Here is a 25,531-nt window from a genome sequence, read left to right on the forward strand (position 1 = left end):
GTGTGAAGCAGAACGGCACCGAGAGGTGCCGTTTTCTTTAGCGTCTGATCCATTGCCATCGCGAGCAGGCTCATGCCCACAATGAGATGCGGTGTTCACAGCCTGTGTGACCGGCTCAGCGCTCCACCCCGTCAACCGCGGGAAATCCCAACCGAAACACCGTCATCGCACCCGGCAAGCTCTTCACCTCGGCCACACCCTGATGAAGGCTCATGATCGACCGCACTATCGCCAACCCCAGCCCGGTGCTGCCTTGTGAACGCGAGCGGCTGCTATCGACTCGGTAGAACCGATCAAACAGGTGCGGCAGATGCTGTGCCTCAATCCCCACGCCCGGGTTGCTGACCAGCAACGAAACCTGGGTCGCGCCGCGCTCAATCAGCAGCGTCACGGTTTTCCCGACCGGGCAGTGGCGTAGCGCGTTGGACAGCAAGTTCGAGATCGCGCGTTGAATCATCAACCGGTCACCCATCACCCGCGCACGGCCGACCACGTTCAAATGGATCTGCTTGTCCTGCGCCGACAGGAAGAACATCTCGGCGACTTTCCAGGCTTCTTCTTCCAGGGCAACCGACTCGAACGGCACGAGTTCCGACGGGTGACTGACCTGTGCCAGAAACAGCATGTCCGAGACGATCCGCGCCACGCGCTCCAGTTCTTCAGTGCAGCACACCAGCACATCCTTGTACTCATCCACGCTGCGTTCGCGAGACAACGTCACCTGCGCCTTGCCCATCAAATTGTTGATCGGCGTGCGCAGCTCATGCGCCAGATCATCGGAGAACTGTGACAGCTGCTGCACACCGGTATCGAGGCGATGCAGCATGAAGTTGATGCCCTGCGCCAACTCACTCAGCTCCTGGGGCATATTCACCACCGACAGCCGATGATCCAGATCCTGAGTCGAGACCATCGCCGCCACTTTGCGAAACTCGCGCATCGGCGCCAGACCACGCTGCACCGCACCCCAGGCACTCAGTCCGATAAAGATCAGCAGCAACGGCAAGGCAATCAGGGTCGAGCGCAGGTAGGCGCTGAGCAAGGCCTCATTGTGGGCGTTGTCCATCGACAACAGCACCGGGACACGGGTGCCGTCCTTGAGGCTGATCAGCCTGGACGCCGTGAGGAATTTCGCCCCCTCGGCGTCAGTGCTGGTGGCGTAGGCCAACTCGTCGCTGACGGCCCGCACCACCTTCAATTCAAGTCGTGGATCGGCCAAGCCGGTGCCGGATTTGAGCAGTTGCGTGCGCAGGTTGCTGCGGTCGTAAATCGTTAGCGTGAGGTTGTCATGGCCCATGACCTGATCGAGCAGAATGTGCGGTTTCGCACTGATTTCGCCGGTGTCGGTGTACAGCGACAGGCTGTGTTCGACCTGCTCCATCTTCTTCTCCAGACTGTCCCTGGATAACGCGTTCAGCTCATGGGTCAGTGCGAAATACGCCAGGATCGCCAGGGACACCACCAGCAGCGCGCCGAGAATACTGACCGTCAGCCCCAGCCGCATCGACAGGCTGGCCGGCTTCATTCCCGCGACTCCAGCACGTAACCGACACCGCGCAGGGTGTGGATCAACTTGTTGTCGAACGGGTCATCGATCTTTGCCCGCAAACGCCTGATCGACACTTCGACCACGTTGGTGTCGCAGTCGAAGTTCATGTCCCACACCAGCGAAATGATCTGCGTGCGTGTCAGCACCTCGCCGGACTGGCGCATCAACAGATGCAGCAGGGCGAACTCCTTGGTGGTCAGGTCGATGCGTTGCTTGCCACGAAACGCACGATGACGACAGGGGTCGAGTTCCAGATCGGCGACTTTCAGTACCTGTGGCAGCGGGATGTTCTCGCTGCGGCGCATCAGGGTGCGCACCCGTGCGAGAAGTTCGGGAAACTCGAACGGCTTGACCAGATAATCATCCGCGCCCAGATCGAGGCCACGAATCTTGTCCGCCAGACGCCCGCGCGCCGTGAGCATCATCACCCGGGTGGAGTGAGTGCGGCGCAGTTGTTCCAGTACGTCCCAGCCGTCCAGTTCCGGCAGATTCACGTCGAGAATAATCAGGTCATAGGCCTGCTGTTGCGCCAGATGCAATCCATCCGCGCCGGTGGCCGCGTGGTCAACGATATAACCACTTTCGGTCAAACCCTGATGCAAGTATTCGGCAGTTTTAAGCTCGTCCTCGACGACAAGGATTCGCATGATCTATCACCACTTTTATTTAAGGGATATTTAATTAAGTTGAGCGGGAAGTTGTTGTTTTGGTAAAGGGTCCGAATGAGTTTCGATCACTGAATGGCGGATACGGTAAAGGCTGTAGTGGCTACAGGGTCAACGTCCGAGGCCTTTAAATCGGCGGTCTACGACAGCCTGTCGCAGCAAGAATGCGTCAATAGCCATGTATTGCATCCAGCAAGTGCTGTTCGGCAGATAAGTGCTGAGTATTTGTTTCCATACATTGCGACAAAGCCCTGGTGCACTTCGCATCCTAGAACAAAACAACTTCAGCCAACCGTGGATAACGGATTTGTAATGCTCCTGTCACCTTGTCGATAAGTTCAAAACCCTACCGTGGCGGCATCAAAGATTCTTGAATAAAGGAAGACTTCCAATTGCCCGGTTTAACACACCTGACGGCGCGGTCACGCCTGAAAAAAACAGCCAGCGGCATTCTGTTGTTGGCCAGTACAAGCCTTGCGGGGGCATCGACCCTGACCCTGGATCAGGCCCTGCAAACAGCCTTTGCCGGCAACCCGGATCTGGCCGCGGCCCAATGGGAAATTGGCATCGCCGAGGGTGAGCGCAAACAGGCCGGACTGATCCCCAATCCCGAATTGTCGTGGGAAGCCGAGGACACCCGCCGCGATTCGCGCACCACCACCGTGATGCTCAGCCAGCCGATTGAGCTGGGTGGCAAGCGCGGTGCGCGGATCGATGTCGCCAGCCGCGCCCAGGACGCCGCCGGGATCGAACTGGAGCGCAAACGCAATGCCTTGCGCGCCGATGTGATTCAGGCGTTCAACCGTGCGCAAACCGCGCAGCAAAGACTGCAACTGTCCCGCCAGTCGCTGCAACTGGCCGAGGATGGCTTGCGCGTGGCCAATGGGCGAATCGAGGCGGGCAAGTCGTCGCCGGTCGAAGGCACGCGGGCGCATGTGCAACGCTCGGAAGTACGCCTGGAACTGAGCCGCGCCGAGCGCGATCAGACCAACGCTTATCAACAACTGGCGCAGGTCATGGGCGCACCGTTGCCGACCTCGGCCACCGTACAGACCGCCACGCAAAACCTGCCGACAGTGCCGCCGCCGACCCGTTTGCTTGAGCGTCTCGACGAGACCGCCGAGCTGCGCCTGGCCAAGCTCCAGATCAGCCAGCGCGAAGCGTCGCTGGGGCTGGAAAAGTCCCTGCGCATCCCCGACCTGACCGTGAGCATCGGCAGCCAATACAGCGAAACCGAGCGTGAGCGGGTCAACGTCGTCGGCCTGTCGATGCCGATTCCCCTGTTCAACCGCAATCAGGGCAACGTGCTGGCGGCGGCACGCCGCACCGATCAGGCGCGGGATCTGCGCAACGCCACCGAACTGCGCTTGCGCACCGAAATCCAGACCACCCTTGAGCAGTGGCAGACCGCCAACGGCGAAGTCCAGGCGTTCAACCAGACCATTCTGCCCGCCGCACAAAATGCGGTTGAGAGCGCCACGCGCGGCTTCGAAATGGGCAAGTTCGGTTTTCTCGACGTGCTCGATGCCCAGCGCACTCTGATCAGCGCCCGCAGCCAATACATCCAGGCCGTCAGCGAGGCGACAGACGCTCGCGTGCGCATCGAACGGATCTTCGGCGACCTCGTCGTCAACCCTTGAATTTCACCCTTTTGATCACTGCGCGACGGTACGGCGCAGAGGAGTTTCCATGGATAAAAAACTGATGGGTGTCGTGGTGGCGACGTTGGTGCTGGGCATGGGTATCGGTTCGATGTGGGCGGGCAAGGCACCGCTTGAGGCCCACGCCGATGAAGCGGCCGAACACGCGGATCACGCTGAAGAAAACGCGGCAGCCGAGGGCGAGCATGGCGAAGAAGGGCGCATCAAGTTGAGTGCCGAACAGATTGCGGCGGCGGGTATTGAACTGGCCGAGGCGCGGGCGCAGAGCATCAGTTCCGGCCTGTCGTTCCCGGGCGAAGTGCGCTTTGACGAGGATCGCACCGCCCACGTTGTGCCGCGAGTTCCCGGGGTGGTCGAGTCGGTGGCGGTCAACCTCGGGCAGCCGGTGAAAAAGGGCCAGTTGCTGGCGGTGATCGCCAGTCAGCAGATTTCCGATCAGCGTAGCGAACAGGCGGCCGCGCAACGTCGTTTGGCCTTGGCCCGCACCACTTATGAGCGCGAGAAAAAGCTGTGGGAAGACAAGATATCCGCCGAGCAGGACGTGTTGCAGGCAAAACAGGCGTTGGAAGAAGCCGAAATCGCCGTGAACAACGCCCGACAGAAAATCAGCGTGCTCAGCGGGAGCGTGGTCGCCACCGGCGGCAATCGCTATGAACTGCGCGCGCCGTTCGACGGCAGGGTGGTGGAAAAACACCTGGCACCGGGTGAGGTAGTCGATGAAACCACGGCGGCCTTCACGCTCTCGGATCTGTCGCGGGTCTGGGTGACGTTCGGCGTTTCGCCCAAGGATCTGAACAAGGTGCAAGTGGGCAAAGCCGTCACTGTCAGCGCGCCGGAACTCAACGCCGAGGTCACCGGCACGGTGGCCTATGTCGGCAGCCTGCTCGGCGAACAGACCCGCACGGCCACCGTTCGCGTGACCCTGGAGAATCCGCAGGGCTCGTGGCGTCCGGGGTTGTTCGTCACGGCGCGTGTGGCGACCGACAGCCGTCAGGCCAGGGTCACCGTGCCGGAAGCCGCTATCCAGACCGTCGAGGACAAACCCACGGTGTTCTTGCGCACCGACGATGGCTTCAAGGCGCAGGCGGTGGAGTTGGGCAGCCGCGCGGCCGGTTTGGTGGAAGTCACTCATGGGCTGGACGCCGGTGTGCAAGTCGCCAGCGCCGGCAGCTTCGTTCTCAAATCGGAACTGGGCAAAGCCTCGGCCGAGCACAGTCATTAAAAAGCGCGCTGAAGACGCCCATTAATCCGTGGAAGGTTCTCATGTTCGAACGCCTGATCCAGTTTGCCATCGAGCAGCGCATTATCGTGCTGCTCGCCGTTCTGCTCATGGCCGGCCTCGGGATCGCCAGTTATCAAAAACTGCCGATCGACGCCGTGCCCGACATCACCAATGTCCAGGTGCAAATCAACACCGGCGCCGCCGGGTTCTCGCCGCTGGAAACCGAGCAGCGCATCACCTTCCCGATTGAAACCGCCATGGCCGGTCTGCCGGCGCTGGAACAGACCCGTTCGCTGTCGCGTTCGGGGCTGTCGCAAGTCACGGTGATTTTCAAGGACGGCACCGACCTGTTCTTCGCCCGGCAATTGGTCAACGAGCGGTTGCAGATCGCCAAGGAGCAATTGCCCGAGGGCACCGAAGCGGTGATGGGGCCGATTTCCACCGGCCTCGGCGAAATTTTCCTGTGGACCGTGGAAGCCAGAGACGGCGCGCTCAAGGACGACGGTAGCGCCTATACACCGACCGATCTTCGGGTGATTCAGGACTGGATCATCAAGCCGCAACTGCGCAATGTCCCTGGCGTGGCCGAGATCAACACCATCGGCGGCTTTGCCAAGGAATACCAGATCGCTCCCGATCTGAAACGGCTGGCGGCGTACAAGCTGACCCTCACCGACCTGATCACGGCGCTTGAGCGCAATAACGCCAACGTCGGCGCCGGGTACATCGAGCGCAGCGGTGAGCAGTTGCTGATTCGTGCGCCGGGACAAGTGGCGAGCACCGAGGACATCGCCAATATCGTCATGGCCAACGTCGATGGCACGCCGATCCGGGTGAAGAACGTCGCCACCGTGGACATCGGCCGTGAACTGCGCAGTGGCGCGGCCACGGAGAACGGCCGTGAAGTGGTGCTTGGCACCGTGTTCATGCTGATCGGCGAAAACAGCCGCACCGTGTCCCAGGCCGTCGCCAGCAAGCTGGAACAGATCAACCGATCGCTGCCCAAAGGCGTGATCGCGGTGCCGGTGTACGACCGCACGCACCTCGTGGACAAAGCCATCGCTACCGTGAAAAAGAACCTGATTGAAGGTGCGATTCTGGTGATCGCAATTCTGTTCCTGTTCCTGGGCAACATCCGTGCGGCATTGATTACCGCGATGGTGATTCCGCTGTCGATGCTGTTCACTTTCACCGGCATGTTCAGCAACAAGGTCAGCGCCAACCTGATGAGCCTGGGGGCACTCGACTTCGGCATCATCGTCGACGGCGCGGTGGTGATTGTCGAAAACACCCTGCGACGGCTGGCCCATGCACAGCAGCATCACGGGCGTTTGCTGACCCGTTCCGAGCGCTTCCATGAAGTGTTTGCGGCGGCCAAAGAGGCGCGGAGACCGCTGATATTCGGCCAGTTGATCATCATGGTCGTGTACCTGCCGATCTTCGCCTTGAGCGGCGTCGAAGGGAAAATGTTCCACCCGATGGCGTTCACGGTGGTGATCGCGTTGCTCGGCGCCATGCTGCTGTCGGTGACCTTTGTGCCGGCGGCGATTGCGTTGTTTGTCACGGGCAAGGTCAAGGAAGAAGAGGGCATCGTGATGCGCGGTGCGCGCCGGGTGTATGCGCCGGCGCTGGCGTGGGTGATGAACCATCGCGCCGTGGCGGTGGGCGCAGCGCTGGGTGTGATCGTGCTCAGCGGCGTGCTGACCAGCCGCATGGGCAGCGAGTTTGTGCCGAGCCTCAGTGAAGGTGATTTCGCCCTGCAAGCCTTGCGTGTGCCGGGCACCAGCCTCACGCAATCGGTGGACATGCAGCAGCGTCTGGAGACGTTGATCCTCAACAAAGTGCCGGAAGTCGAGCGGGTGTTCGCCCGCACCGGCACCGCGGAAATCGCCTCCGACCCGATGCCGCCGAACATCTCCGACAGCTACGTGATGCTCAAGCCAAAAGAGCAATGGCCGGACCCGGGCAAGTCTCGCGAAACCCTGATGGCGGAACTGCAACAGGCCGCCGCGACGTTGCCGGGCAGCAACTATGAACTGTCGCAGCCGATCCAGTTGCGCTTCAACGAACTGATCTCCGGTGTGCGCAGCGACGTCGCGGTCAAAGTGTTCGGCGATGACATGGACGTGCTCAACGCCACGGCAGCGAAGATTGCCGCCGCGATGCAGAAGGTCAACGGTGCGTCCGAGGTCAAGGTCGAACAAACCACCGGGCTGCCGGTGCTGACCATCAACATCGACCGCGACAAGGCGGCGCGTTACGGGCTCAACATCGGCGATGTGCAGGACACCATTGCCGTCGCGGTGGGTGGGCGTCAGGCCGGCACATTGTATGAGGGCGACCGACGGTTCGACATGGTGGTGCGATTGTCCGATGCCATGCGCAAGGACATCGACGGTTTGTCGGCGCTGTTGATTCCGGTGCCGGCACCGCTCAATGGTGCGGCCGATCAGATTGGTTTTATTGCCTTGAAGGAAGTCGCCAGCCTTGATCTGGTGCTGGGACCCAATCAGGTCAGCCGTGAGAACGGCAAGCGCCTGGTGATCGTCAGCGCCAACGTGCGCGGGCGCGATATCGGTTCGTTCGTCGCAGAGGCGGGCGAGGTGATCGAGCGAGAGGTGCAGGTGCCCGCGGGTTACTGGACAAGTTGGGGCGGGCAGTTCGAGCAACTGCAATCGGCGGCCAAGCGCCTGCGGATCGTGGTGCCGGTGGCGTTGCTGCTGGTGTTCGGGTTGCTGTTCATGATGTTCAACAACCTCAAGGATGGCTTGCTGGTGTTCACCGGGATTCCGTTTGCGTTGACCGGCGGGGTCATGGCGCTGTGGTTGCGGGATATTCCGTTGTCGATCTCGGCGGGGGTGGGCTTCATCGCGCTGTCGGGGGTCGCGGTGCTCAACGGGCTGGTGATGATCGCGTTCATCCGCAACCTGCGGGAGGAGGGGCGTTCACTGTCTGATGCGATCAACGTTGGAGCGCTGACACGTTTGCGCCCGGTGTTGATGACGGCGCTGGTGGCGTCCCTGGGCTTTATTCCAATGGCCCTGGCGACCGGTACTGGCGCGGAAGTGCAGCGACCGCTCGCAACCGTAGTGATCGGTGGAATCCTGTCCTCCACGATCCTGACACTGCTGATCTTGCCGGCGTTGTATCAGCTCGCCCATCGCCGCGATGAGGACACGATCCCCACCCAACCGTGAACACAAACCCTGTGTCGAGGGAGCTTGCTCCCGCTGGACTGCGCAGCAGGCCCCGCTTTTCAGATGAAGAGCGGGGGCCGCTTCGCGCCCCAGCGGGAGCAAGCTCCCTCGCCACAGTTCTTTCTCAGGCCTGACCTGCCTACCCCACATAACGGATATGTAATTTGTGCGCCACCGTCACGAAAGGTTCGGATTGTTACCTTGATTCCGTCAGCTACCAAACGAGGAATCAAACATGAAATTTGCACACATCAGTACCTTTGCAGCAGCGTTGGCGATGTCTTCTCTGGCCTTGGCCGAAGGCGGCGGTGACCGAACTTTCCAACGAATGATGACTGCCAATGACCGCTCCGTAGAGCTGTTCGTCGCCAAGGAAAAAGCGCGCGACCCGGTCGTCGTCAATGAAAAGAAAGACGACAACACCAACGACTTGTAAGCGCATCGCACTTGAACAGGCCTGTCATCGAGTCCCGATGCCGGGCTTTTTTATGAGCCAGGATTGGAAGGGAATGGATATGAAAGTACTTCAGTTGATGACGTTCGCCGGCATGCTGGCGATGTCCCTGAATGTGTTTGCCGAGGGGGGTGGTGACCGGACGTTCGAGCGGGCGCTGAGTGCTAACACCAAAGCCATGGAGCAGTACGCGGCCAACCAGGGCAAACCGGCGCCGCAGGTCAAGGACTACGAATACGGAATGAAGCTGGACGTGGCAAAAGTGGTCAGCGTTGTGCGTCCGCAAGTGGCTTGCGCTGTGGTGCCTGCCGCCATGACCTATGAAGACTCGAAAGGCCAACTCAACACCATCAGATACACCGTGGCGGGGGATTGCCGCAATCGCGGCAGCTGACACCGCCCTGATGGCCAGGGCCGGATTCCCTGCAGGCGCTGCCGAACCTTCGGCAACGCCTGCAGGTTTTACTCAGGCATAAAAAAGGCGCCCCGAAGGACGCCAAAGATTCACCTCTTACCAAAGGAGCAAGGAGCTTCTAAAGGTGAATGTGTATCAGCCGCTTGATCAGAGAATCGCCAACGGGTACTCGACAATCACCCGCACTTCATTCAAATCCGATTCAAATGCCGTGGCGCGCGTCGTGGCCTGGCGCAAACGCAGCGACAGGTCTTTCATCGAACCACTCTGCACCACGTATTTGACTTCGACATCACGTTCCCAGCGCTTCTGGTCGGTCAGTGGATTGCCGTCAGCATCGCGGCGCATGTACACGGCGTTGGCGTTGGTGTAATCGGCGTCGGTGCCTCGGGCGTAACGAGTCATGAACGAGAGCCCCGGTACGCCGTAAGTGGTCATGTCGAGGTCGTAGCGCGCCATCCACGAACGTTCCTTGGGCGAGTTGAAGTCGTTGTACTGGATGGAGTTGTCGAGGAAAATCGAGTCGGATTGACGCAGGTAATCGAAGTCGTCGTTGCCGTTGTTGCGCTGGTGTGAAAGCGCAACGGAGTGCGCGCCGAGTTTCACGCCGACCCGGCCGCTCCAGATGTTGTTGTCGAACTTGCCGAGCAGTTGTTTACCTTCGTCGACCGCCTTGTAATAGTTCAGGCCGCCAAACAGCGACAGGTCATCCGATAGCGGATAGGTCCAGGCAGTGCCGGCGTAGTACTGATTCCAGGCATCCTTGAGGCGGCTGGAGTAGAGGCTGAAGCTGAGGTTCTTGTTCAGTGCATAGTCGCCGCCACCGTAAGCGATCCATGGCGAATTGACCGGGCCGGCATAAAACGTGGCGAAGTTCTCGCGCATATCGCTGGACACGGGTTGGCTCATCGCATGCAGCCGACCGCCCTGAACCGACAGACCCTCGAGGCTGGTGTTGACCGCCGTCACACCGCGAAAGCTCTCCGGCAGCAATCGCGAGTCACCTGCCGCCACCACCGGGTTGGCCGGGAACACGTCACCGACCTTGACCACCGTATCGAAGGCTCGCACTTTGGCGGCTCCACCGACCTTGGTGTACTCGTCCCGCGCCTCGCCATCACTGTTGACGGGCAGCACATCAAACGAACTACGGCCACCGTTGCGGCCGTCACCGGTGTCGAGCTTCAAGCCGATCATCGCAAACGCATCGACACCGACGCCGACAGTGCCTTGGGTAAACCCGGATTCGAACTTGCTGATCACCGCATGGGCCCAGGTTTCTGAATAACCATTGCCGGTGGGGCTGGACTGGCCATTGCGGTGATCACGGTTGAAGTAGAAATTACGGTTGAGCACCGTCAGGCTGCTGCCCTCGATAAACCCTTCGGCTTTATCATCCGCCATTACCATGGACGGTCCGGAGCCGACCACCACCGCTAAAGCGGCCATCGACATTTTTGTATTGTTAACCATCAATCACTCCTTGGGTTCGGCAGACGGGAACGTGCTTCGGCGTGGGTTTTATTGTTCGGCGGAGAAGGCCCGCCGGCATGGTCGCCGGGTGACATCGTTGCAAGCTGCGGATAACGCCAAGGTGATGGGGGAATTACAATTTCGTTATGTGGCTGGAGTAACAGCCCCGAGCATTCAGGTCAGGGCTGCGAGCTGTTCGATCGTCTGCGGAAAGCGTTCAACCAGACGTATCAGGGTCGTGGCTTGGGCATTGGGTATTGCCCGTCCCTGTTCCCAGTTCTCAAGGGTTCGGGTGTTGGTGCGCAGATACATGGCGAACACTGGCCGGGAGAGGTTGAGCTGTTGGCGTATGGCAACCACTTCCTCAGCCGTGATGGGCATCAGTTTTGGCAGCTGGACCTTGTGGGTGCGCAGAGTGATCTTGCCTTGGCGCTCTTCGGCCAGCGCTTCGAGGCCATCCATCAGTTCGGAAAAAATGTCACGTTTCATAGTGGGATCTCGTGTTGATTTCTCTATCTAGCGCTTGTCTGAAAATGTTTTTCTGGGAGGGCGACAGGTCGTCTTGCTCGTTTTTGCTGTACACGGTGAACAGCCAGAATTGATCGAAGCCTGACCACCAGTAATAAATCACCCGCAATCCGCCGCGCTTGCCCTTGCCTCGTCGTTGATCGCAGAAGCGGATTTTGCGCAGCCCACCGGTGCCCTCAATGAGATCGCCCGCTTCTGGATTCTTCAGCAACTCCAGTTGAAAGCTGCGAAACAGATCGTCATCCAGGTACTCGTCTCGATGTTTCTGGAACATACGTAATTCGATGAAAAGAGCATCCATGTTCTGTACGCTACCTACGTATAGTTTTGTCTCGATAATCGAATCGGTCAAGGCATCGAAGCCATCCTTTTCGTTCCCGTTTTCAACGGTAGACCCCGGTTTTAAAAACACCTGTAGGACGAATCGACCCGTGCAGTGAGAGCGTTCGATAAAAGAGAGGGGATACTTCGCAGTGGGACTGACCTCTGAGGCGGTGCATAAAACGATGCCTGAACATCACGATCCCACAAACGCAAAAACGGCACCCGAAGGTGCCGTTTCTGTTTTCTACCGAGTATCGCTATGCGATCAGCCCGCCAGACCCGCCTGCTGAACCAGGGTCAGCAATGGCTGCGGGTAGACGCCGAGGAAGAATGCCACCAGAGCGATGGCCAGCAGCATCACGCCGCCTGCACGTTGTTCCCAGTGCAGTTGCGCATCGTGGCGACGCAGGTTCGGTTCGATCAGGTACAAGGTGACCATGACGCGCAGGTAGTAGAAGACGCCGATGGCGCTGCCCAGTACCAGGGAACCGACCAGCCACCATTGGTGCGACTCGACACCGGTGGCGATGATGTAGAACTTGCCGATGAAGCCCGCGGTCAGCGGAATGCCGGCCAGGGACAGCATCATCACGGTCATGACGGCGGTCAGGTACGGACGGCGCCAGAACAGGCCGCGGTACTCGTACAGGGCATCGGCGTCACGGCCGTTGTAAGGCGAGGACATCAGCGTGATCACGCCGAACGCGCCGAGGCTGGTGATGACGTAGGTGACCAGGTACACGCCGATGGCTTCCACGGCCAGACCCTTGCTTGCCACCAGGGCAATCAGCAGGTAACCGAAGTGAGCGATGGACGAGTAACCCAGCAGACGCTTGAGGTTGCTCTGGGTCAGTGCCAGCAGGTTACCGAACAGGATCGACGCAATGGCGATGATGGTCAGCACGTCGCTCAGCACACCGCTGCTTGCCGCCGGGGAGATCTGGAACAGACGCACCATCACCGCGAACACGGCCACTTTGGACGCGGTCGCCAGGAACGCCGCCACCGGTGCCGGAGCACCTTCGTAGACGTCCGGGGTCCAGAGGTGGAACGGTACCAGCGACAGTTTGAACGCCAGACCGATCAGCATCATGCCCAGGCCCAGTTGTGCCAGCGAGCTTGGCAGGCCGGTGGCCGCGAGGGCCTGGCCGATACCGACGAAGCTCAGGCTGCCGGAGTCGGCGTAGAGCAGGGCCATACCGAACAACAGGAACGCGGAACCGGCGGCCGACAGCACCATGTACTTGATACCGGCTTCCAGCGAGCGCTTGTTGAAGAAGGCATAAGCCACCAGACCGTAGACCGGCACCGAAAGCAGTTCCAGACCGATGAACAACCCGGCCAGGTGCTGCGCGCTGACCAGGACCAGGCCACCGGCGGCGGCCATCAGGATCAGCAGGTAAAGTTCTTCACGGTTGCCCGGGTAACCCGAGCCGCCATCGCCGAGGTAGGCGTGGGCGAGGGTCACACAGGCGAGGGTGGCGACCAGGATCAGCGCCATGTACAGGCAAGCGAAGGTGTCGATCTGCAGCAACGGAGTCACGGCCAGGGGCGCGACTTTCAGGGCTGGCAGGATCGACAGCAACGCCAGGTTCAGACCCGCCACGGAGATCAGGAAGGTCTGTGAGTGGTTGCGGCGCCAGGCGATTGCCAGCATCACCACGATGATCGTGGCGCTGGTGATCAACAACGGCGCAAGCGCAATAAAGTGTTGAGTCGTGAATTCCATAGCGCTCTTACCGGGCCGAAGCGAGTTGAGTGAAGGCGGTGCCGAGCCATTGCTGCACGCCATGCATCGTCGCAGCAGAGGTATCGAGGAACGGTTGCGGGTACACGCCGATGTAAATCAGCAGTGCCGCCAGACCGACCACCATGATCAGTTCGCGACCATCCATGCCATGCAGCACCGCGTCCGATTTGGACGGGCCGAAGTAGGCACGGTGGATCATGATCAGCGAGTAGACCGAACCGAACACCAGACCGGACGTCGCGATGATCGTGATCCATGGGGCGGCCGGGAACGTGCCGATCAGGATCAGGAACTCACCCACAAAGTTACCGGTACCCGGCAAGCCCAGGGACGCGGCGGCAAAGAACAGGCTGATGGCCGGCAGGTAAGCGATCTTCGACCACAGGCCACCCATTTCACGCATGTCGCGGGTGTGGGTGCGTTCGTACAACTGACCGCTGAGGATAAAGAGTGCCGCGGCCGACAGACCGTGCGCCAGCATCTGCATCACCGCGCCCTGCAGCGCCAGTTGGCTGCCGGAGTAGATGCCGATCAACACGAAGCCCATGTGGGAAACGGAGGAGTAGGCGATCAGACGCTTGATGTCGGTTTGGGCGAAGGCCAGGAACGCACCGTAGAAGATCCCGATCAGGCCCAGGGTCATGGCAATCGGCGCGAACTCGGCCGAGGCATTCGGGAACAGCGGCAGGGCGAAACGCAGCAGACCGTAAGCCGCCGTCTTCAACAAGATACCGGCCAGGTCGACCGAACCTGCGGTTGGTGCCTGGGCATGAGCGTCAGGCAGCCAGGAGTGGAACGGCACCACCGGCAGCTTCACCGCAAACGCGATGAAGAAGCCGAGCATCAGGATGTACTCGGTGGTGAGCGACATCTTGGTTTTCAGCAGGTCGGCGTAGTTGAACGTGATCACGCCAGTGCTGTTGAAGTTGACCAACACCAGACCCAGGATCGCCACCAACATGATCAGGCCGGACGCCTGAGTGAAGATGAAGAACTTGGTCGCCGCGTAGATCCGGGTTTTCTTGCCGTCCGAAGAACTGTGACCCCAGAGCGCGATGAGGAAGTACATCGGCACCAGCATCATTTCCCAGAAGAAGAAGAACATGAACAGGTCGAGGGCGAGGAACACGCCGACGACACCGCCCAGGATCCACATCAGGTTCAAGTGGAAGAAGCCGACGTGACGCTGGATCTCTTTCCACGAGCAGAGTACCGAGAGGATACCCAGCAGACCGGTCAGCAGGATCATCAGCAGCGACAGGCCATCGAGCGCCAGGTGCACGCTGATGCCGAAGCGCTCGATCCAGATGTGCTTGAACTCAAGCGCCCAGGTCGGATCGGCGCCAGGCGCCGGAGCAAATGAATAATTACCGTGGGCCCACAGCCAGAGGCCGAGCGCGAGTTCCAGGGTCATGGTCAACAGCGCAATCCAGCGGGGGAGGGTAGCGCCGAAGCGCTCACCCATCCAGCACAGCAGGCCGCCGATGAAGGGGATCAGGATTAGCCAAGGCAGAATCATGACGGGCTCAATTCCTTTCGCAAGTTCGCAAGGTTCATATTCAGACCGCTACCAGCACGATGGCGCCGATGACCAGCACGGAGCCGGCTGCCATCGATGCCGCGTACCAACGCAGTTGACCGGTTTCGGTACGGCTCAGGGCGGTGTGACCGCCTTTGGCCATACGCGGGATCAGACCGATGGTCTGGTCGAGCGGGTCTTTGCGCAGTGCGTGGCTGATCGCAAGGTATGGCTTGACGAACAGTTTGTCGTAGATCCAGTCGAAGCCCCAGGCAGCGAACCACCAGGCCGAAAGGAAGCGGCCGATGCCGCTGTTGGCGATTGCAGTGACGAAACGACGCTTGCCGAGGAACAGCAGCGCGGCCAGCAGGATACCGGCCAGGGCGATGGCGCCCGAGGCGATTTCCAGGCTGTGCTTGGCTTCGCCGCCGGCATGGCCGACGCTTTCCGGCAGCACGCCGTGCAGTGGCGGAACGATCATGGCGCCGACGAAGGTCGACAGGACGATCAGCACCGACAGCGGCAGCCAGTGAGCGATGCCGTGACCGGCGTGCGCTTCAGTCTTCGCTTCACCGTGGAACGCGATGAAGATCAGGCGGAAGGTGTACAGCGAAGTCATGAACGCGCCGACCAGACCTGCGTAGAGCAGACCGTGGTTGCCGCTGGCAAACGCTTCCCAGAGGATTTCGTCCTTGGAGTAGAAGCCTGCGGTCACCAGTGGCAGGGCGGACAGTGCCGCGCCGCCGACGATGAAGCTGGCGTAGGCCAGCGGCAGTTTCTTCCACAGGCCGCCCATCTTGAAGATGTTCTGCTCATGGTGGCAGGCAACGATCACCGCACCGGACGCAAGGAACAACAGTGCCTTGAAGAAGGCGTGGGTCATCAGGTGGAAAATCGCGCCATCCCATGCGCCAACGCCCAGCGCCAGGAACATGTAGCCGATCTGGCTCATGGTCGAGTAGGCGAGGATACGTTTGATGTCGGTCTGGACCAGTGCGGCAAAACCGGCGAGTACCAGGGTCACGCCGCCGACGATGCCAACGAGCTGCAGGATGTCCGGCGCCAACGCAAACAGGCCGTGGGTACGGGCAATCAGGTAGACGCCCGCGGTCACCATCGTTGCGGCGTGGATCAGTGCCGAAACAGGGGTAGGACCGGCCATTGCGTCCGCCAGCCAGGTTTGCAGTGGCAGTTGCGCGGATTTACCGACAGCGCCGCCCAGCAGCATCAGGGTGGCCATGACCATCCAGAAGTCGCCGGCCTGGAATTTCTGCGGTGCCAGCACCAGCAGTTCCTGGATGTTCAGCGTGCCCAACTGTTGGAACAGGATGAACAGGCCGATCGCCATGAACACGTCGCCGATACGGGTCACGATGAAGGCTTTGAGTGCCGCGTTGCCGTTGTTGCGGTTGCTGTAGTAGAAACCGATCAACAGGTACGAGCACAGGCCCACGCCTTCCCAACCGAAGTACAGGAACAACAGGTTATCGCCCAGGACCAGGAACAGCATGCTGGCGATAAACAGGTTGGTGTAGGCGAAGAAGCGCGAGTAACCGGCTTCACCGCGCATGTACCAGGACGCGAACAGGTGGATCAGGAAGCCGACACCGACGACCACGCCGAGCATGGTCACGGACAGGCCATCCAGGTACAGCGCGAAGTTCGGCGTGAAGCCTTCCACCGCCATCCACTGCCACAACACTTGCGTGTAGTGACCGCCTTCAGGCGGGGCGACGTTGAATTGCCAGATCACGTAGGCCGTGACAATGGCAGACAAGCCGATGGAACCGACGCCAATCAGCGCCGACAGGTTTTCCGAGAAGCGGCCGCGTGAGAACGACAGCAGCAGGAAACCTATGAGAGGGAATACGAAAGTCAGATAGAGAAGATTCATCCGCGCATCTCGCTGGCAGCGTCGATATCGAGAGTGTGGAAGCGGCGATACAGCTGCAACAGAATCGCCAGGCCAATACTGGCCTCGGCGGCTGCCAGGCTGATCACCAGGATGAACATGATCTGTCCATCCGGCTGACCCCAGCGGCTACCGGCGACGATGAAGGCCAAGGCGGAGGCATTCATCATGATCTCCAGGCTCATCAGCACGAAGAGAATGTTGCGCCGGACCATCAGGCCGACCAGACCGAGGCAGAACAAGATGCCGGCGACCGCCAGACCATGCTCCAAAGGGATAGCAGGCATCGTCATTGCTCCTTGGCTTCGTTGCGGCCCAAGTGGAACGCCGTGACGGCTGCGGCAAGCAGCAGCATCGAGGCGAGTTCTACCACCAGCAGATAAGGACCGAACAGGCTGATGCCCACGGCCTTGGCGTCTACGGTGGTGTGGCCGATGGCCTGGCCGCTGGCGTCGCTGAACAGTACGTACAACAGTTCAACCAGCAGCAGGGTGCCGAGGGCGACCGGTCCGAGCCAGATGCCGGGCTTGAGCCAGACGCGCTCTTGCTGAACCGAGGCAGGGCCCAGGTTCAGCATCATCACCACGAACACGAACAGCACCATGATGGCGCCAGCGTAGGCGATCACTTCCAGCACACCGGCAAACGGTGCGCCGAGGGCGAAGAACGTCATGGCCACGGCGATCAGCGAAATGATCAGGTAGAGCAGGGCGTGCACAGGGTTAGTGTTGGTGATCACGCGAAGCGTGGACACCACAGCGATACCCGATGCGAAATAGAAAGCGAATTCCATCTTTCTTCCTTAAGGCAGCAAGCTCTTCACGTTGATCGGCTGGGCTTCATTCTGCGCGGAGCCTTTAGGCTTCCCGGCAATCGCCATACCTGCAACACGATAGAAGTTGTAATCAGGGTTTTTACCGGGGCCGGAGATCAGCAGATCTTCTTTCTCGTAAACCAGGTCCTGACGTTTGAACTCGGCCATCTCGAAATCCGGTGTCAGCTGGATCGCGGTGGTCGGGCAGGCTTCCTCGCAGAGGCCGCAGAAAATGCAGCGCGAGAAGTTGATGCGGAAGAAGTCCGGGTACCAGCGACCGTCTTCGGTTTCAGCTTTCTGCAGCGAGATGCAGCCAACCGGGCACGCCACGGCGCACAGGTTGCAGGCGACACAACGCTCTTCGCCATCAGGGTCGCGGGTCAGGACGATACGGCCACGAAAGCGCGGCGGCAGGTACACGGCTTCTTCCGGGTACTGCAGCGTGTCGCGCTTGCGGAAGGCATGGCCGAAGATCATCACCAGGCTGCGAAGCTGGGTGAAGAAGCCATGCACGATGTCAAATATGTACTTCATGATTCTCTATCCTCACTGAGCCGCGACGGCGGGCGTGTTGAGCAACACGATCGCAGCGGTCACCAGCATGTTGACGAGGGTCAGCGGCAGGCAGAACTTCCAGCTGAAATCCATCACTTGGTCATACCGTGGGCGCGGGATCGAGGCGCGCAGCAGGATGAAGAACATGATGAAGAACGCGGTTTTGAGCGCGAACCAGATGAACGGGATCTGCGGCAGAATGCCGAACGGACCGTGCCAGCCACCGAAGAACAAGGTCACCAGCAGCGCCGAAATCAACACGATGCCGATGTACTCGCCGACGAAGAACATGCCCCATTTCATGCCGGCATATTCAATGTGGTAACCGTCGGCCAGTTCCTGCTCCGCTTCCGGCTGGTCGAACGGGTGACGGTGAGTCACGGCGACGCCGGCGATGAAGAAAGTCAGGAAACCGAAGATCTGCGGAATCACGAACCACAGGTTCTGCGCCTGGTATTCAACGATGTCGCGCATGTTGAACGAGCCGACCTGGATCACGATGCCCATCAGCGACAGGCCCATGAACACTTCGTACGACACGGTCTGTGCCGAGGCCCGCAAGCTGCCCAGCAGGGCGAACTTGTTGTTGCTGGACCAACCGGCGAACAGCACCGCGTAGACCGACAGACCGGCCATGGCGAAGAAGAACAGGATGCCGATGTTGATGTCCGCCACACCCCAGGTCGGGGTGATCGGGATGATCGCGAAGGCAATCAGCAAGGCGCTCATGGCCACGACCGGCGCCAGGGTGAAGATCACCTTGTCGGCGAACGGCGGCGTCCAGTCTTCCTTGAAAAACATCTTGATCATGTCGGCTGCAATCTGGAACGCGCCGAACGGGCCGACGCGGTTCGGACCGTAACGGTCCTGCCAGAGGGCGAGCAGACGACGCTCGACCCAGCTCAGCAGCGCGCCGCACACCACCACGGCGAGCAGAATCACGATGGCCTTGAGGACCGCGATGATCACGTCAATCACTTCAGGCGTGAACCAGGTCATTGAGCTGCCTCCTGCAGACCGTCAACGGTTTTGCCAAAGATCGCTGGCGGAATGCCGGCGATACCGGCCGGCAGTGCGACCAGACCGGCACCCAGCTCTTCGTTGATGCGCAGCGGCAGACGCAAGGTCTGGCCGGCCACGTTCAAGCTGAGCAGGGCGCCGTCATTGACACCCAGGCGATCGGCTTCGGATTTGGCCAGCGACACGTAAGCGGCCGGGATGCGTTCCTGAACCGGCGCGGCTTTGGAAGAGGTCTCTTCGCTGCCGAACAGGTGGAAGAACGGCACAACCTGCCAGGTGCCCGGCGCCGGGTTGAATGCACGTGGAACAGCCGCGAACCAGTTCAGCGAATCACCGGTGCTTTCGATCAGGCGGGTGCCCGGGTCGCCAGCGCGGATGTGACCACCGACTTCGTCCTGGAACTTGTTCCAGGCTTGCGGCGAGTTCCAGCCCGGAGACCAGGCGAATGGCACTTGCTGACGCGGTTCGACCGAGCCCGAGTAACCTTCCATGGAGAAGGAGAACGCGGTGTCGATGTCCTGGGAAGTACGCGGTTCGTGCACGCTGATGTCGGCGCGCATGGCGGTACGGCCGGAGTAACGCAGCGGTTCGCGAGCCAGTTTCAGGCCTTTGATACGGAACGCGGCGGACGGCGCAGCGTCGACGATGCCCGCCAGTTGCGGTGTGCTGGCGGCGACGGCGGCGGTGACGTGGTCCAGTTGGGTCCAGTCGATCGGCTGGTTCAACAGGGTGGCGCGCAGGGCATGCAGCCAGCGCCAGCCTTCGTGAACCAGGATGCTCGCGTCGAGGTAAGTCGGGTCGAACACCTGGAAGAAGCGCTGGGCGCGACCTTCCTGGCTGACCAACGTACCGTCGCCTTCAGCGAAGCTGGCAGCCGGCAGAACCAGATGCGCGCGATCGCTGGTGGCGGTTTTCTGATGGTCTGCAACGATCACCACTTTCGCGGCGGTCAGGGCAGCATCAACCTTGGCTTTGTCGGTGCGGGTGTACAGATCGTTTTCCAGCACGACGACGGCGTCGGCCTTGCCGTCGATCACCGCTTGCAGCGCTGCATCGACCGAGTCACCACCGAGCATGGCCAGGCCGAGGCTGTTGGCCTCTGGCACGATCAGGCTGATGGAACCGTTCTTCTCGCGCAGCTTCAAGGCTTTGGCGATGTTGGCGGCGGCTTCGATCAGGGCTTTGGAGCCCAGGGAAGAGCCAGCAATGATCAGCGGGCGCTTGGCCGCGAGCAGGGCGTCGGCGATGCGCTTGGCCAGTTCGAGGGCTTCAGCATCGAGGCCTTCAACCGCCGGGGCGCTGGCGTCGAGGGCGTGAGCCACGGCGAAACCGATGCGCGCCAGGTCGTCTGGAGCGGCGTGAACGCATTCTTCAGCGATGTCGTCGAGCTTGGTTTCAGCCAGGCTGGCGATGAACAGCGGGTTCAGCGCGTGCTGACCGATGTTCTTCACTGCCGCGTCGAGCCAAGGCTGAACGCGCATGGCATCGGCCATGTCCTCGGCTTTGCCTTTGACCGATTGACGCAGGGACAGGGCCATACGTGCAGCGGTCTGGGTCAGGTCTTCGCCGAGGACGAAAATCGCATCGTGATCTTCGATGTCGCGCATGTTCGGGATCGGCAGCGGGCTGTCTTTCAACACCTGCATGACCAGGCGAATGCGTTCCAGCTCGGCGGCTTCGATACCGGAGTAGAAGTGCTCGGCGCCGACCAGTTCGCGCAACGCGTAGTTGCTTTCGAGGCTGGCACGTGGCGAACCGATACCGACAATGTTGCGACCACGCAGCAGGTCGGCGGCTTTATCCAGCGCTTCGTCCAGGCCCAGCTTGGCGCCGTTGGCCAGCAATGGCTGACGCGGGCGGTCTTCGCGGTTGACGTAGCCATAGCCGAAACGGCCACGGTCGCACAGGAAGTACTGGTTGACCGAACCGTTGAAGCGGTTTTCGATACGACGCAGTTCACCGTAGCGCTCGCCCGGGGAGATGTTGCAACCGCTGGAGCAGCCATGGCAGATGCTCGGCGAGAACTGCATGTCCCACTTGCGGTTGTAGCGCTCGGAGTGAGTCTTGTCGGTGAACACACCGGTCGGGCAGACCTCGGTGAGGTTGCCGGAGAACTCGCTTTCCAGGGTGCCGTCTTCAACGCGACCGAAGTACACGTTGTCGTGGGCGCCGAACACACCGAGGTCGGTACCGCCGGCATAGTCCTTATAGAAGCGCACGCAGCGGTAGCAGGCGATGCAGCGGTTCATTTCGTGAGAAATGAACGGGCCCAGTTGCTGGTTCTGGTGAGTGCGCTTGGTGAAGCGATAACGGCGCTCGTTGTGGCCGGTCATCACGGTCATGTCTTGCAGGTGGCAGTGACCGCCTTCTTCACAGACCGGGCAGTCGTGAGGGTGGTTGGTCATCAGCCATTCGACGACGCTGGCGCGAAACACTTTCGCTTCGTCGTCGTCGATGGAGATCCAGCTGCCGTCGGTGGCGGGGGTCATGCAGGACATGACGATCCGACCACGCTTGTCGTTCTCGTCGGTGTACTGCTTGACCGCGCACTGGCGGCAAGCGCCAACGCTGCCTAGGGCTGGGTGCCAGCAGAAATAAGGGATATCGAGGCCTAGCGACAGACATGCCTGTAACAGGTTGTCTGCCCCATCGACTTCGAGCTCTTTGCCGTCTACGTGGATAGTGGCCATGGTTCAAAGTTCTTCGTTGGCCCGGTGTCAGCGGGCGTGGCTAATGGAATCTTGTTATTCGCGTGAATCAACACAGCCGTTTACGGCGTCATCACACGACAAAGCGAAGGGCACGGACCCTTCGCTTTTTTAAGCGTTTACGCGCCGACTACGATCGGCCTTGCCAGAGGCGGGACGACGGCGCTGGTGGGCGCGATGCCGGCTTCGAACTCGTGGCGGAAGTATTTGATTGCGCTGCCCAACGGCTCCACGGCGCCCGGTGCGTGAGCACAGAAGGTCTTGCCTGGGCCGAGGAAACCGACCAGACCCAGCAGGGTCTCGATATCGCCGGCTTGCCCTTCACCGTTTTCGATGGCGCGCAGAAGCTTGACGCTCCACGGCAAACCGTCACGGCACGGGGTGCAGAAGCCGCACGACTCACGGGAGAAGAATTCTTCCATGTTGCGCAGCAGGGACACCATGTTGACGCTGTCGTCCACCGCCATGGCCAGGCCGGTACCCATACGGGTGCCCACTTTGGCGATGCCGCCGGCGTACATTTGTGCGTCCAGGTGTTCCGGCAACAGGAAACCGGTACCGGCGCCGCCTGGCTGCCAGCACTTGAGCTTGAAGCCATCGCGCATGCCGCCGGCGTAGTCTTCGAACAACTCGCGACCGGTGACGCCGAACGGCAATTCCCACAGGCCCGGGTTCTTGACCTTGCCGGAGAAGCCCATGAGCTTGGTGCCCATGTCTTCGCTGCCTTCGCGGGCCAACGATTTGTACCAGTCCACGCCGTCGGCAATGATCGCCGGCACGTTGCACAGGGTTTCAACGTTGTTCACGCAAGTTGGCTTGCCCCACACGCCAACGGCGGCAGGGAAGGGCGGCTTGGAGCGCGGGTTGGCGCGACGGCCTTCCAGGGAGTTGATCAGTGCGGTTTCTTCACCGCAGATGTAACGCCCGGCGCCGGTGTGGACGAACAGCTCGAAATCGAAGCCGCTGCCCAGGATGTTCTTGCCCAGCAGACCGGCTGCCTTGGCTTCTTCCACGGCACGGTTGAGGTGCTTGGCGGCGGTGGTGTATTCGCCACGCAGGAAGATGTAGCCACGGTAGGTTTTCAGCGCGCGAGCACTGATCAGCATGCCTTCGATCAGCAGATGGGGCAGTTGCTCCATCAGCATGCGGTCTTTCCAGGTGTTCGGTTCCATCTCGTCCGCGTTGCACAGCAGGTAGCGGATGTTGATGGATTCGTCTTTGGGCATCAGGCCCCACTTCACGCCCGTGGGGAAGCCTGCACCGCCGCGACCTTTAAGGCCGGCGTCTTTCACGGTCTGGACGATGTCGTCCTGAGCCATGTCAGCGAACGCTTTGCGCGCTGCCGCGTAACCGTTCTTGGCCTGGTACTCGTCGAGCCAGACAGCTTCGCCGTCGTCGCGCAGACGCCAGGTCAGCGGGTGAGTCTCGGCCGAACGCTTGATGCGGTTGGCTGGACCGAAGGAAGTCAGGGTCATACGTAGCCCTCGAGCAATTTGGCAACGCCGGCAGGCTGCACATCGCCGAAAGTGTCGTCGTCGATCATCAACGCCGGCGCCTTGTCACAGTTGCCGAGGCAGCAGACCGGCAGCAGGGTGAAACGACCGTCGGCGGTGGTCTGACCCAGGCCGATACCCAGATTGCTCTGGATTTCGCTGACCACCGATTCATGGCCGCCGATGTAGCAGACCATGCTGTCGCAGACGCGAATGATGTGACGGCCCACTGGCTGACGGAAGATCTGGCTATAGAACGTTGCCACGCCTTCAACGTCGCTCGCCGGGATGCCGAGGATCTCGCCGATGGCGTAGAGCGCGCCGTCAGGCACCCAGCCACGTTCCTTCTGGACGATCTTCAGGGCTTCGATCGACGCCGCGCGCGGGTCTTCGTAGTGATGCAGCTCGTGCTCGATGGCCGAGCGCTCGGTTTCACTCAAGGTGAAACGGTCTGTCTGGATAAGCGTGCTGTTCATGCTTAGCGGTCCACGTCGGCCATAACGAAATCGATACTACCCAGGTACGCGATCAAGTCCGCGACCATGCTGCCTTTGATCACCGAAGGGATCTGCTGCAGGTGCGGGAAGCTTGGGGTGCGAATCCGGGTGCGGTAGCTCATGGTGCCGCCATCGCTCGTCAGGTAATAACTGTTGATGCCCTTGGTCGCTTCGATCATCTGGAAGGATTCGTTGGCCGGCATGACCGGGCCCCACGAAACTTGCAGGAAGTGCGTGATCAGGGTCTCGATGTGCTGCAGCGTGCGTTCTTTCGGTGGCGGCGTGGTCAGCGGGTGATCCGCCTTGTACGGGCCTTCCGGCATGTTGCGCATGCACTGCTCGATGATCTTGATGCTCTGGCGCATTTCTTCGACGCGCACGATGCAACGATCGTAGGCATCGCCATTGACGGCCAGCGGCACTTCGAATTCGAAGTTCTCGTAACCGGAGTACGGGCGCGCTTTGCGCAGGTCGAAGTCGCAACCGGTCGAACGCAAGCCTGCACCAGTGACGCCCCATTCGAAGGCTTCTTTGGTGTTGTAGGCGGCGACACCGATGGTCCGGCCTTTGAGGATGCTGTTGTCCAGCGCGGCTTTCTGGTATTCGTCCAGGCGCTTTGGCATCCACTCGACGAAGTCTTTCACCAGTTTTTCCCAGCCGCGCGGCAGGTCGTGAGCGACGCCGCCGATGCGGTACCAGGCCGGGTGCAGACGGAAACCGGTAATGGCTTCGATCACCGTGTACGCCTTCTGACGGTCGGTGAACGTGAAGAACACCGGGGTCATGGCGCCGACGTCCTGGATGTAAGTCCCCAGGAACAGCAGGTGGCTGGTGATCCGGAAGAACTCGGCCATCATGATGCGGATGACGTCGACCTTCTCGGGCACCTTGATGCCGGCCAGCTTCTCGACCGAGAGCACGTACGGCAGGTTGTTCATCACGCCGCCGAGGTAGTCGATACGGTCGGTGTACGGAATGAAACTGTGCCAGGACTGACGCTCGGCCATCTTCTCGGCACCACGGTGGTGGTAACCGACGTCCGGCACGCAGTCGACGATCTCTTCACCGTCCAGCTGCAAGATGATGCGGAACGCACCGTGCGCAGAAGGGTGGTTAGGACCGAGGTTGAGGAACATGTAGTCCTCGTTCGCCCCGGAACGCTTCATGCCCCAGTCTTCAGGCTTGAAGCGCGCGGCTTCTTCCTCAAGCTGTTGCTTGGCCAGGGTCAGACTGAACGGATCGAACTCGGTGGCACGGGCCGGGAAGTCCTTGCGCAGCGGGTGACCTTCCCAGGTCGGCGGCATCATGATGCGGGTCAGGTGCGGGTGACCGGCAAAGTTGATGCCGTACATGTCCCACACTTCACGCTCGTACCAGTTGGCGTTCGGCCAGATACCGGTCACGGTCGGCACGCTAAGGTCGCTCTCGGACAAGGCGACCTTGATCATGACGTCACTATTACGTTCGATCGACATCAAGTGATAGAACACAGTGAAGTCGGCGCCGCTTGGCAGCCCTTGACGCTTGGTGCGCAGACGCTCGTCCACGCCGTGCAGGTCATAGAGCATGACGTACGGCTTGGGCAGGTTGCGCAGGAAGGTCAGGACTTCGACGAGTTTGGCACGGGCAACCCAAAGCACCGGCATGCCGGTGCGGGTAGGCTGGGCGGTGAACGCCTCGGGGCCAAAACGGTTGTTCAGTTCGACGACCACATCCTGGTCGTCTGCCTTATAAGGCGGGATGTACAGAGCACTGCCTGTAGTCATGGTTATTTA

Annotated in this window: 21 protein-coding genes; 5 read left to right on the forward strand and 16 right to left on the reverse strand. The window is 60.6% G+C overall.

Going from position 1 to position 25,531, the window contains the following annotated elements:
- Positions 1-115: 115 nt before the first annotated feature.
- Both FHL16_RS16500 and FHL16_RS16505 read right to left on the reverse strand, forming a co-directional pair.
- The gene (locus FHL16_RS16500) at positions 116-1,525 is read right to left on the reverse strand and encodes a heavy metal sensor histidine kinase (RefSeq protein ID WP_077748735.1); all 1,410 of its coding nucleotides are present in this window, start codon (positions 1,523-1,525) and stop codon (positions 116-118) included.
- Entirely contained in the window at positions 1,522-2,196 is a 675-nt protein-coding gene (locus FHL16_RS16505) for a heavy metal response regulator transcription factor (protein ID WP_010458829.1), read from the reverse strand. Before FHL16_RS16505 ends, FHL16_RS16500 begins: the two co-directional genes overlap by 4 nt.
- Positions 2,197-2,606: 410 nt before the next feature.
- Here FHL16_RS16505 and FHL16_RS16510 point away from each other — a divergent pair, with 410 nt between their 5' ends.
- From FHL16_RS16510 to FHL16_RS16530, 5 genes are all read left to right on the forward strand, one after another.
- The gene (locus tag FHL16_RS16510; RefSeq protein ID WP_077748736.1) at positions 2,607-3,854 is read left to right on the forward strand and encodes a TolC family protein; all 1,248 of its coding nucleotides are present in this window, start codon (positions 2,607-2,609) and stop codon (positions 3,852-3,854) included.
- A 49-nt stretch (positions 3,855-3,903) separates the two neighbouring features.
- Entirely contained in the window at positions 3,904-5,097 is a 1,194-nt protein-coding gene (locus tag FHL16_RS16515) for an efflux RND transporter periplasmic adaptor subunit (protein WP_077748737.1), read from the forward strand.
- Positions 5,098-5,138: 41 nt separating this feature from the next.
- Positions 5,139-8,294 (forward strand): CusA/CzcA family heavy metal efflux RND transporter, encoded by a 3,156-nt coding sequence (locus FHL16_RS16520; protein WP_010458834.1) that lies wholly within the window; start codon positions 5,139-5,141, stop codon positions 8,292-8,294.
- Positions 8,295-8,529: 235 nt separating this feature from the next.
- Positions 8,530-8,730, forward strand: coding sequence for a co-regulatory protein PtrA N-terminal domain-containing protein (locus tag FHL16_RS16525; protein WP_010458836.1), 201 nt, complete (start codon positions 8,530-8,532; stop codon positions 8,728-8,730).
- Between the two features lie 79 nt (positions 8,731-8,809).
- Positions 8,810-9,142 (forward strand): DUF2790 domain-containing protein, encoded by a 333-nt coding sequence (locus tag FHL16_RS16530; protein ID WP_077748809.1) that lies wholly within the window; start codon positions 8,810-8,812, stop codon positions 9,140-9,142.
- 168 nt (positions 9,143-9,310) lie between these two features.
- On the opposite strand, the gene FHL16_RS16535 is transcribed toward FHL16_RS16530, so the two are convergent.
- The 14 genes from FHL16_RS16535 to nuoC form a co-directional block, all read right to left on the reverse strand.
- On the reverse strand, positions 9,311-10,636 hold the full coding sequence (locus tag FHL16_RS16535; protein WP_077748738.1) for an OprD family porin: 1,326 nt from the start codon (positions 10,634-10,636) through the stop codon (positions 9,311-9,313).
- 174 nt (positions 10,637-10,810) lie between these two features.
- The gene (locus FHL16_RS16540; RefSeq protein ID WP_010458842.1) at positions 10,811-11,125 is read right to left on the reverse strand and encodes a helix-turn-helix domain-containing protein; all 315 of its coding nucleotides are present in this window, start codon (positions 11,123-11,125) and stop codon (positions 10,811-10,813) included.
- On the reverse strand, positions 11,115-11,465 hold the full coding sequence (locus FHL16_RS16545) for a toxin (RefSeq protein WP_010458844.1): 351 nt from the start codon (positions 11,463-11,465) through the stop codon (positions 11,115-11,117). Before FHL16_RS16545 ends, FHL16_RS16540 begins: the two co-directional genes overlap by 11 nt.
- Before the next feature lie 288 nt (positions 11,466-11,753).
- The gene (gene nuoN, locus FHL16_RS16550; protein WP_010458846.1) at positions 11,754-13,217 is read right to left on the reverse strand and encodes an NADH-quinone oxidoreductase subunit NuoN; all 1,464 of its coding nucleotides are present in this window, start codon (positions 13,215-13,217) and stop codon (positions 11,754-11,756) included.
- 7 nt (positions 13,218-13,224) lie between these two features.
- Entirely contained in the window at positions 13,225-14,757 is a 1,533-nt protein-coding gene (gene nuoM / locus FHL16_RS16555) for an NADH-quinone oxidoreductase subunit M (protein ID WP_010458848.1), read from the reverse strand.
- Positions 14,758-14,797: 40 nt separating this feature from the next.
- Complete coding sequence (gene nuoL, locus FHL16_RS16560; protein ID WP_010458850.1) at positions 14,798-16,651, reverse strand: NADH-quinone oxidoreductase subunit L; 1,854 nt, start codon at positions 16,649-16,651, stop codon at positions 14,798-14,800.
- A complete protein-coding gene (nuoK, locus tag FHL16_RS16565) occupies positions 16,648-16,956 on the reverse strand; it encodes an NADH-quinone oxidoreductase subunit NuoK (protein ID WP_010458852.1) in 309 nt (102 codons plus the stop codon). Before nuoK ends, nuoL begins: the two co-directional genes overlap by 4 nt.
- Before the next feature lie 2 nt (positions 16,957-16,958).
- Entirely contained in the window at positions 16,959-17,462 is a 504-nt protein-coding gene (nuoJ, locus tag FHL16_RS16570; protein ID WP_007905076.1) for an NADH-quinone oxidoreductase subunit J, read from the reverse strand.
- Positions 17,463-17,471: 9 nt separating this feature from the next.
- Complete coding sequence (gene nuoI / locus FHL16_RS16575) at positions 17,472-18,017, reverse strand: NADH-quinone oxidoreductase subunit NuoI (protein ID WP_007905075.1); 546 nt, start codon at positions 18,015-18,017, stop codon at positions 17,472-17,474.
- 12 nt (positions 18,018-18,029) lie between these two features.
- Complete coding sequence (nuoH, locus tag FHL16_RS16580) at positions 18,030-19,037, reverse strand: NADH-quinone oxidoreductase subunit NuoH (protein ID WP_008146046.1); 1,008 nt, start codon at positions 19,035-19,037, stop codon at positions 18,030-18,032.
- Complete coding sequence (gene nuoG / locus FHL16_RS16585; protein WP_077748739.1) at positions 19,034-21,748, reverse strand: NADH-quinone oxidoreductase subunit NuoG; 2,715 nt, start codon at positions 21,746-21,748, stop codon at positions 19,034-19,036. The genes nuoH and nuoG overlap by 4 nt, the downstream gene beginning before the upstream one ends.
- Before the next feature lie 137 nt (positions 21,749-21,885).
- The gene (nuoF, locus tag FHL16_RS16590) at positions 21,886-23,241 is read right to left on the reverse strand and encodes an NADH-quinone oxidoreductase subunit NuoF (RefSeq protein ID WP_010458862.1); all 1,356 of its coding nucleotides are present in this window, start codon (positions 23,239-23,241) and stop codon (positions 21,886-21,888) included.
- Complete coding sequence (gene nuoE, locus FHL16_RS16595) at positions 23,238-23,735, reverse strand: NADH-quinone oxidoreductase subunit NuoE (protein WP_007946422.1); 498 nt, start codon at positions 23,733-23,735, stop codon at positions 23,238-23,240. The genes nuoF and nuoE overlap by 4 nt, the downstream gene beginning before the upstream one ends.
- Before the next feature lie 2 nt (positions 23,736-23,737).
- Complete coding sequence (gene nuoC, locus FHL16_RS16600) at positions 23,738-25,522, reverse strand: NADH-quinone oxidoreductase subunit C/D (RefSeq protein WP_010458865.1); 1,785 nt, start codon at positions 25,520-25,522, stop codon at positions 23,738-23,740.
- Positions 25,523-25,531: the final 9 nt, after the last annotated feature.

Source organism: Pseudomonas sp. FSL W5-0299 (genome assembly GCF_005930655.1).
In the GTDB taxonomy this organism is placed as follows: Bacteria; Pseudomonadota; Gammaproteobacteria; order Pseudomonadales; family Pseudomonadaceae; genus Aquipseudomonas; species Aquipseudomonas mandelii.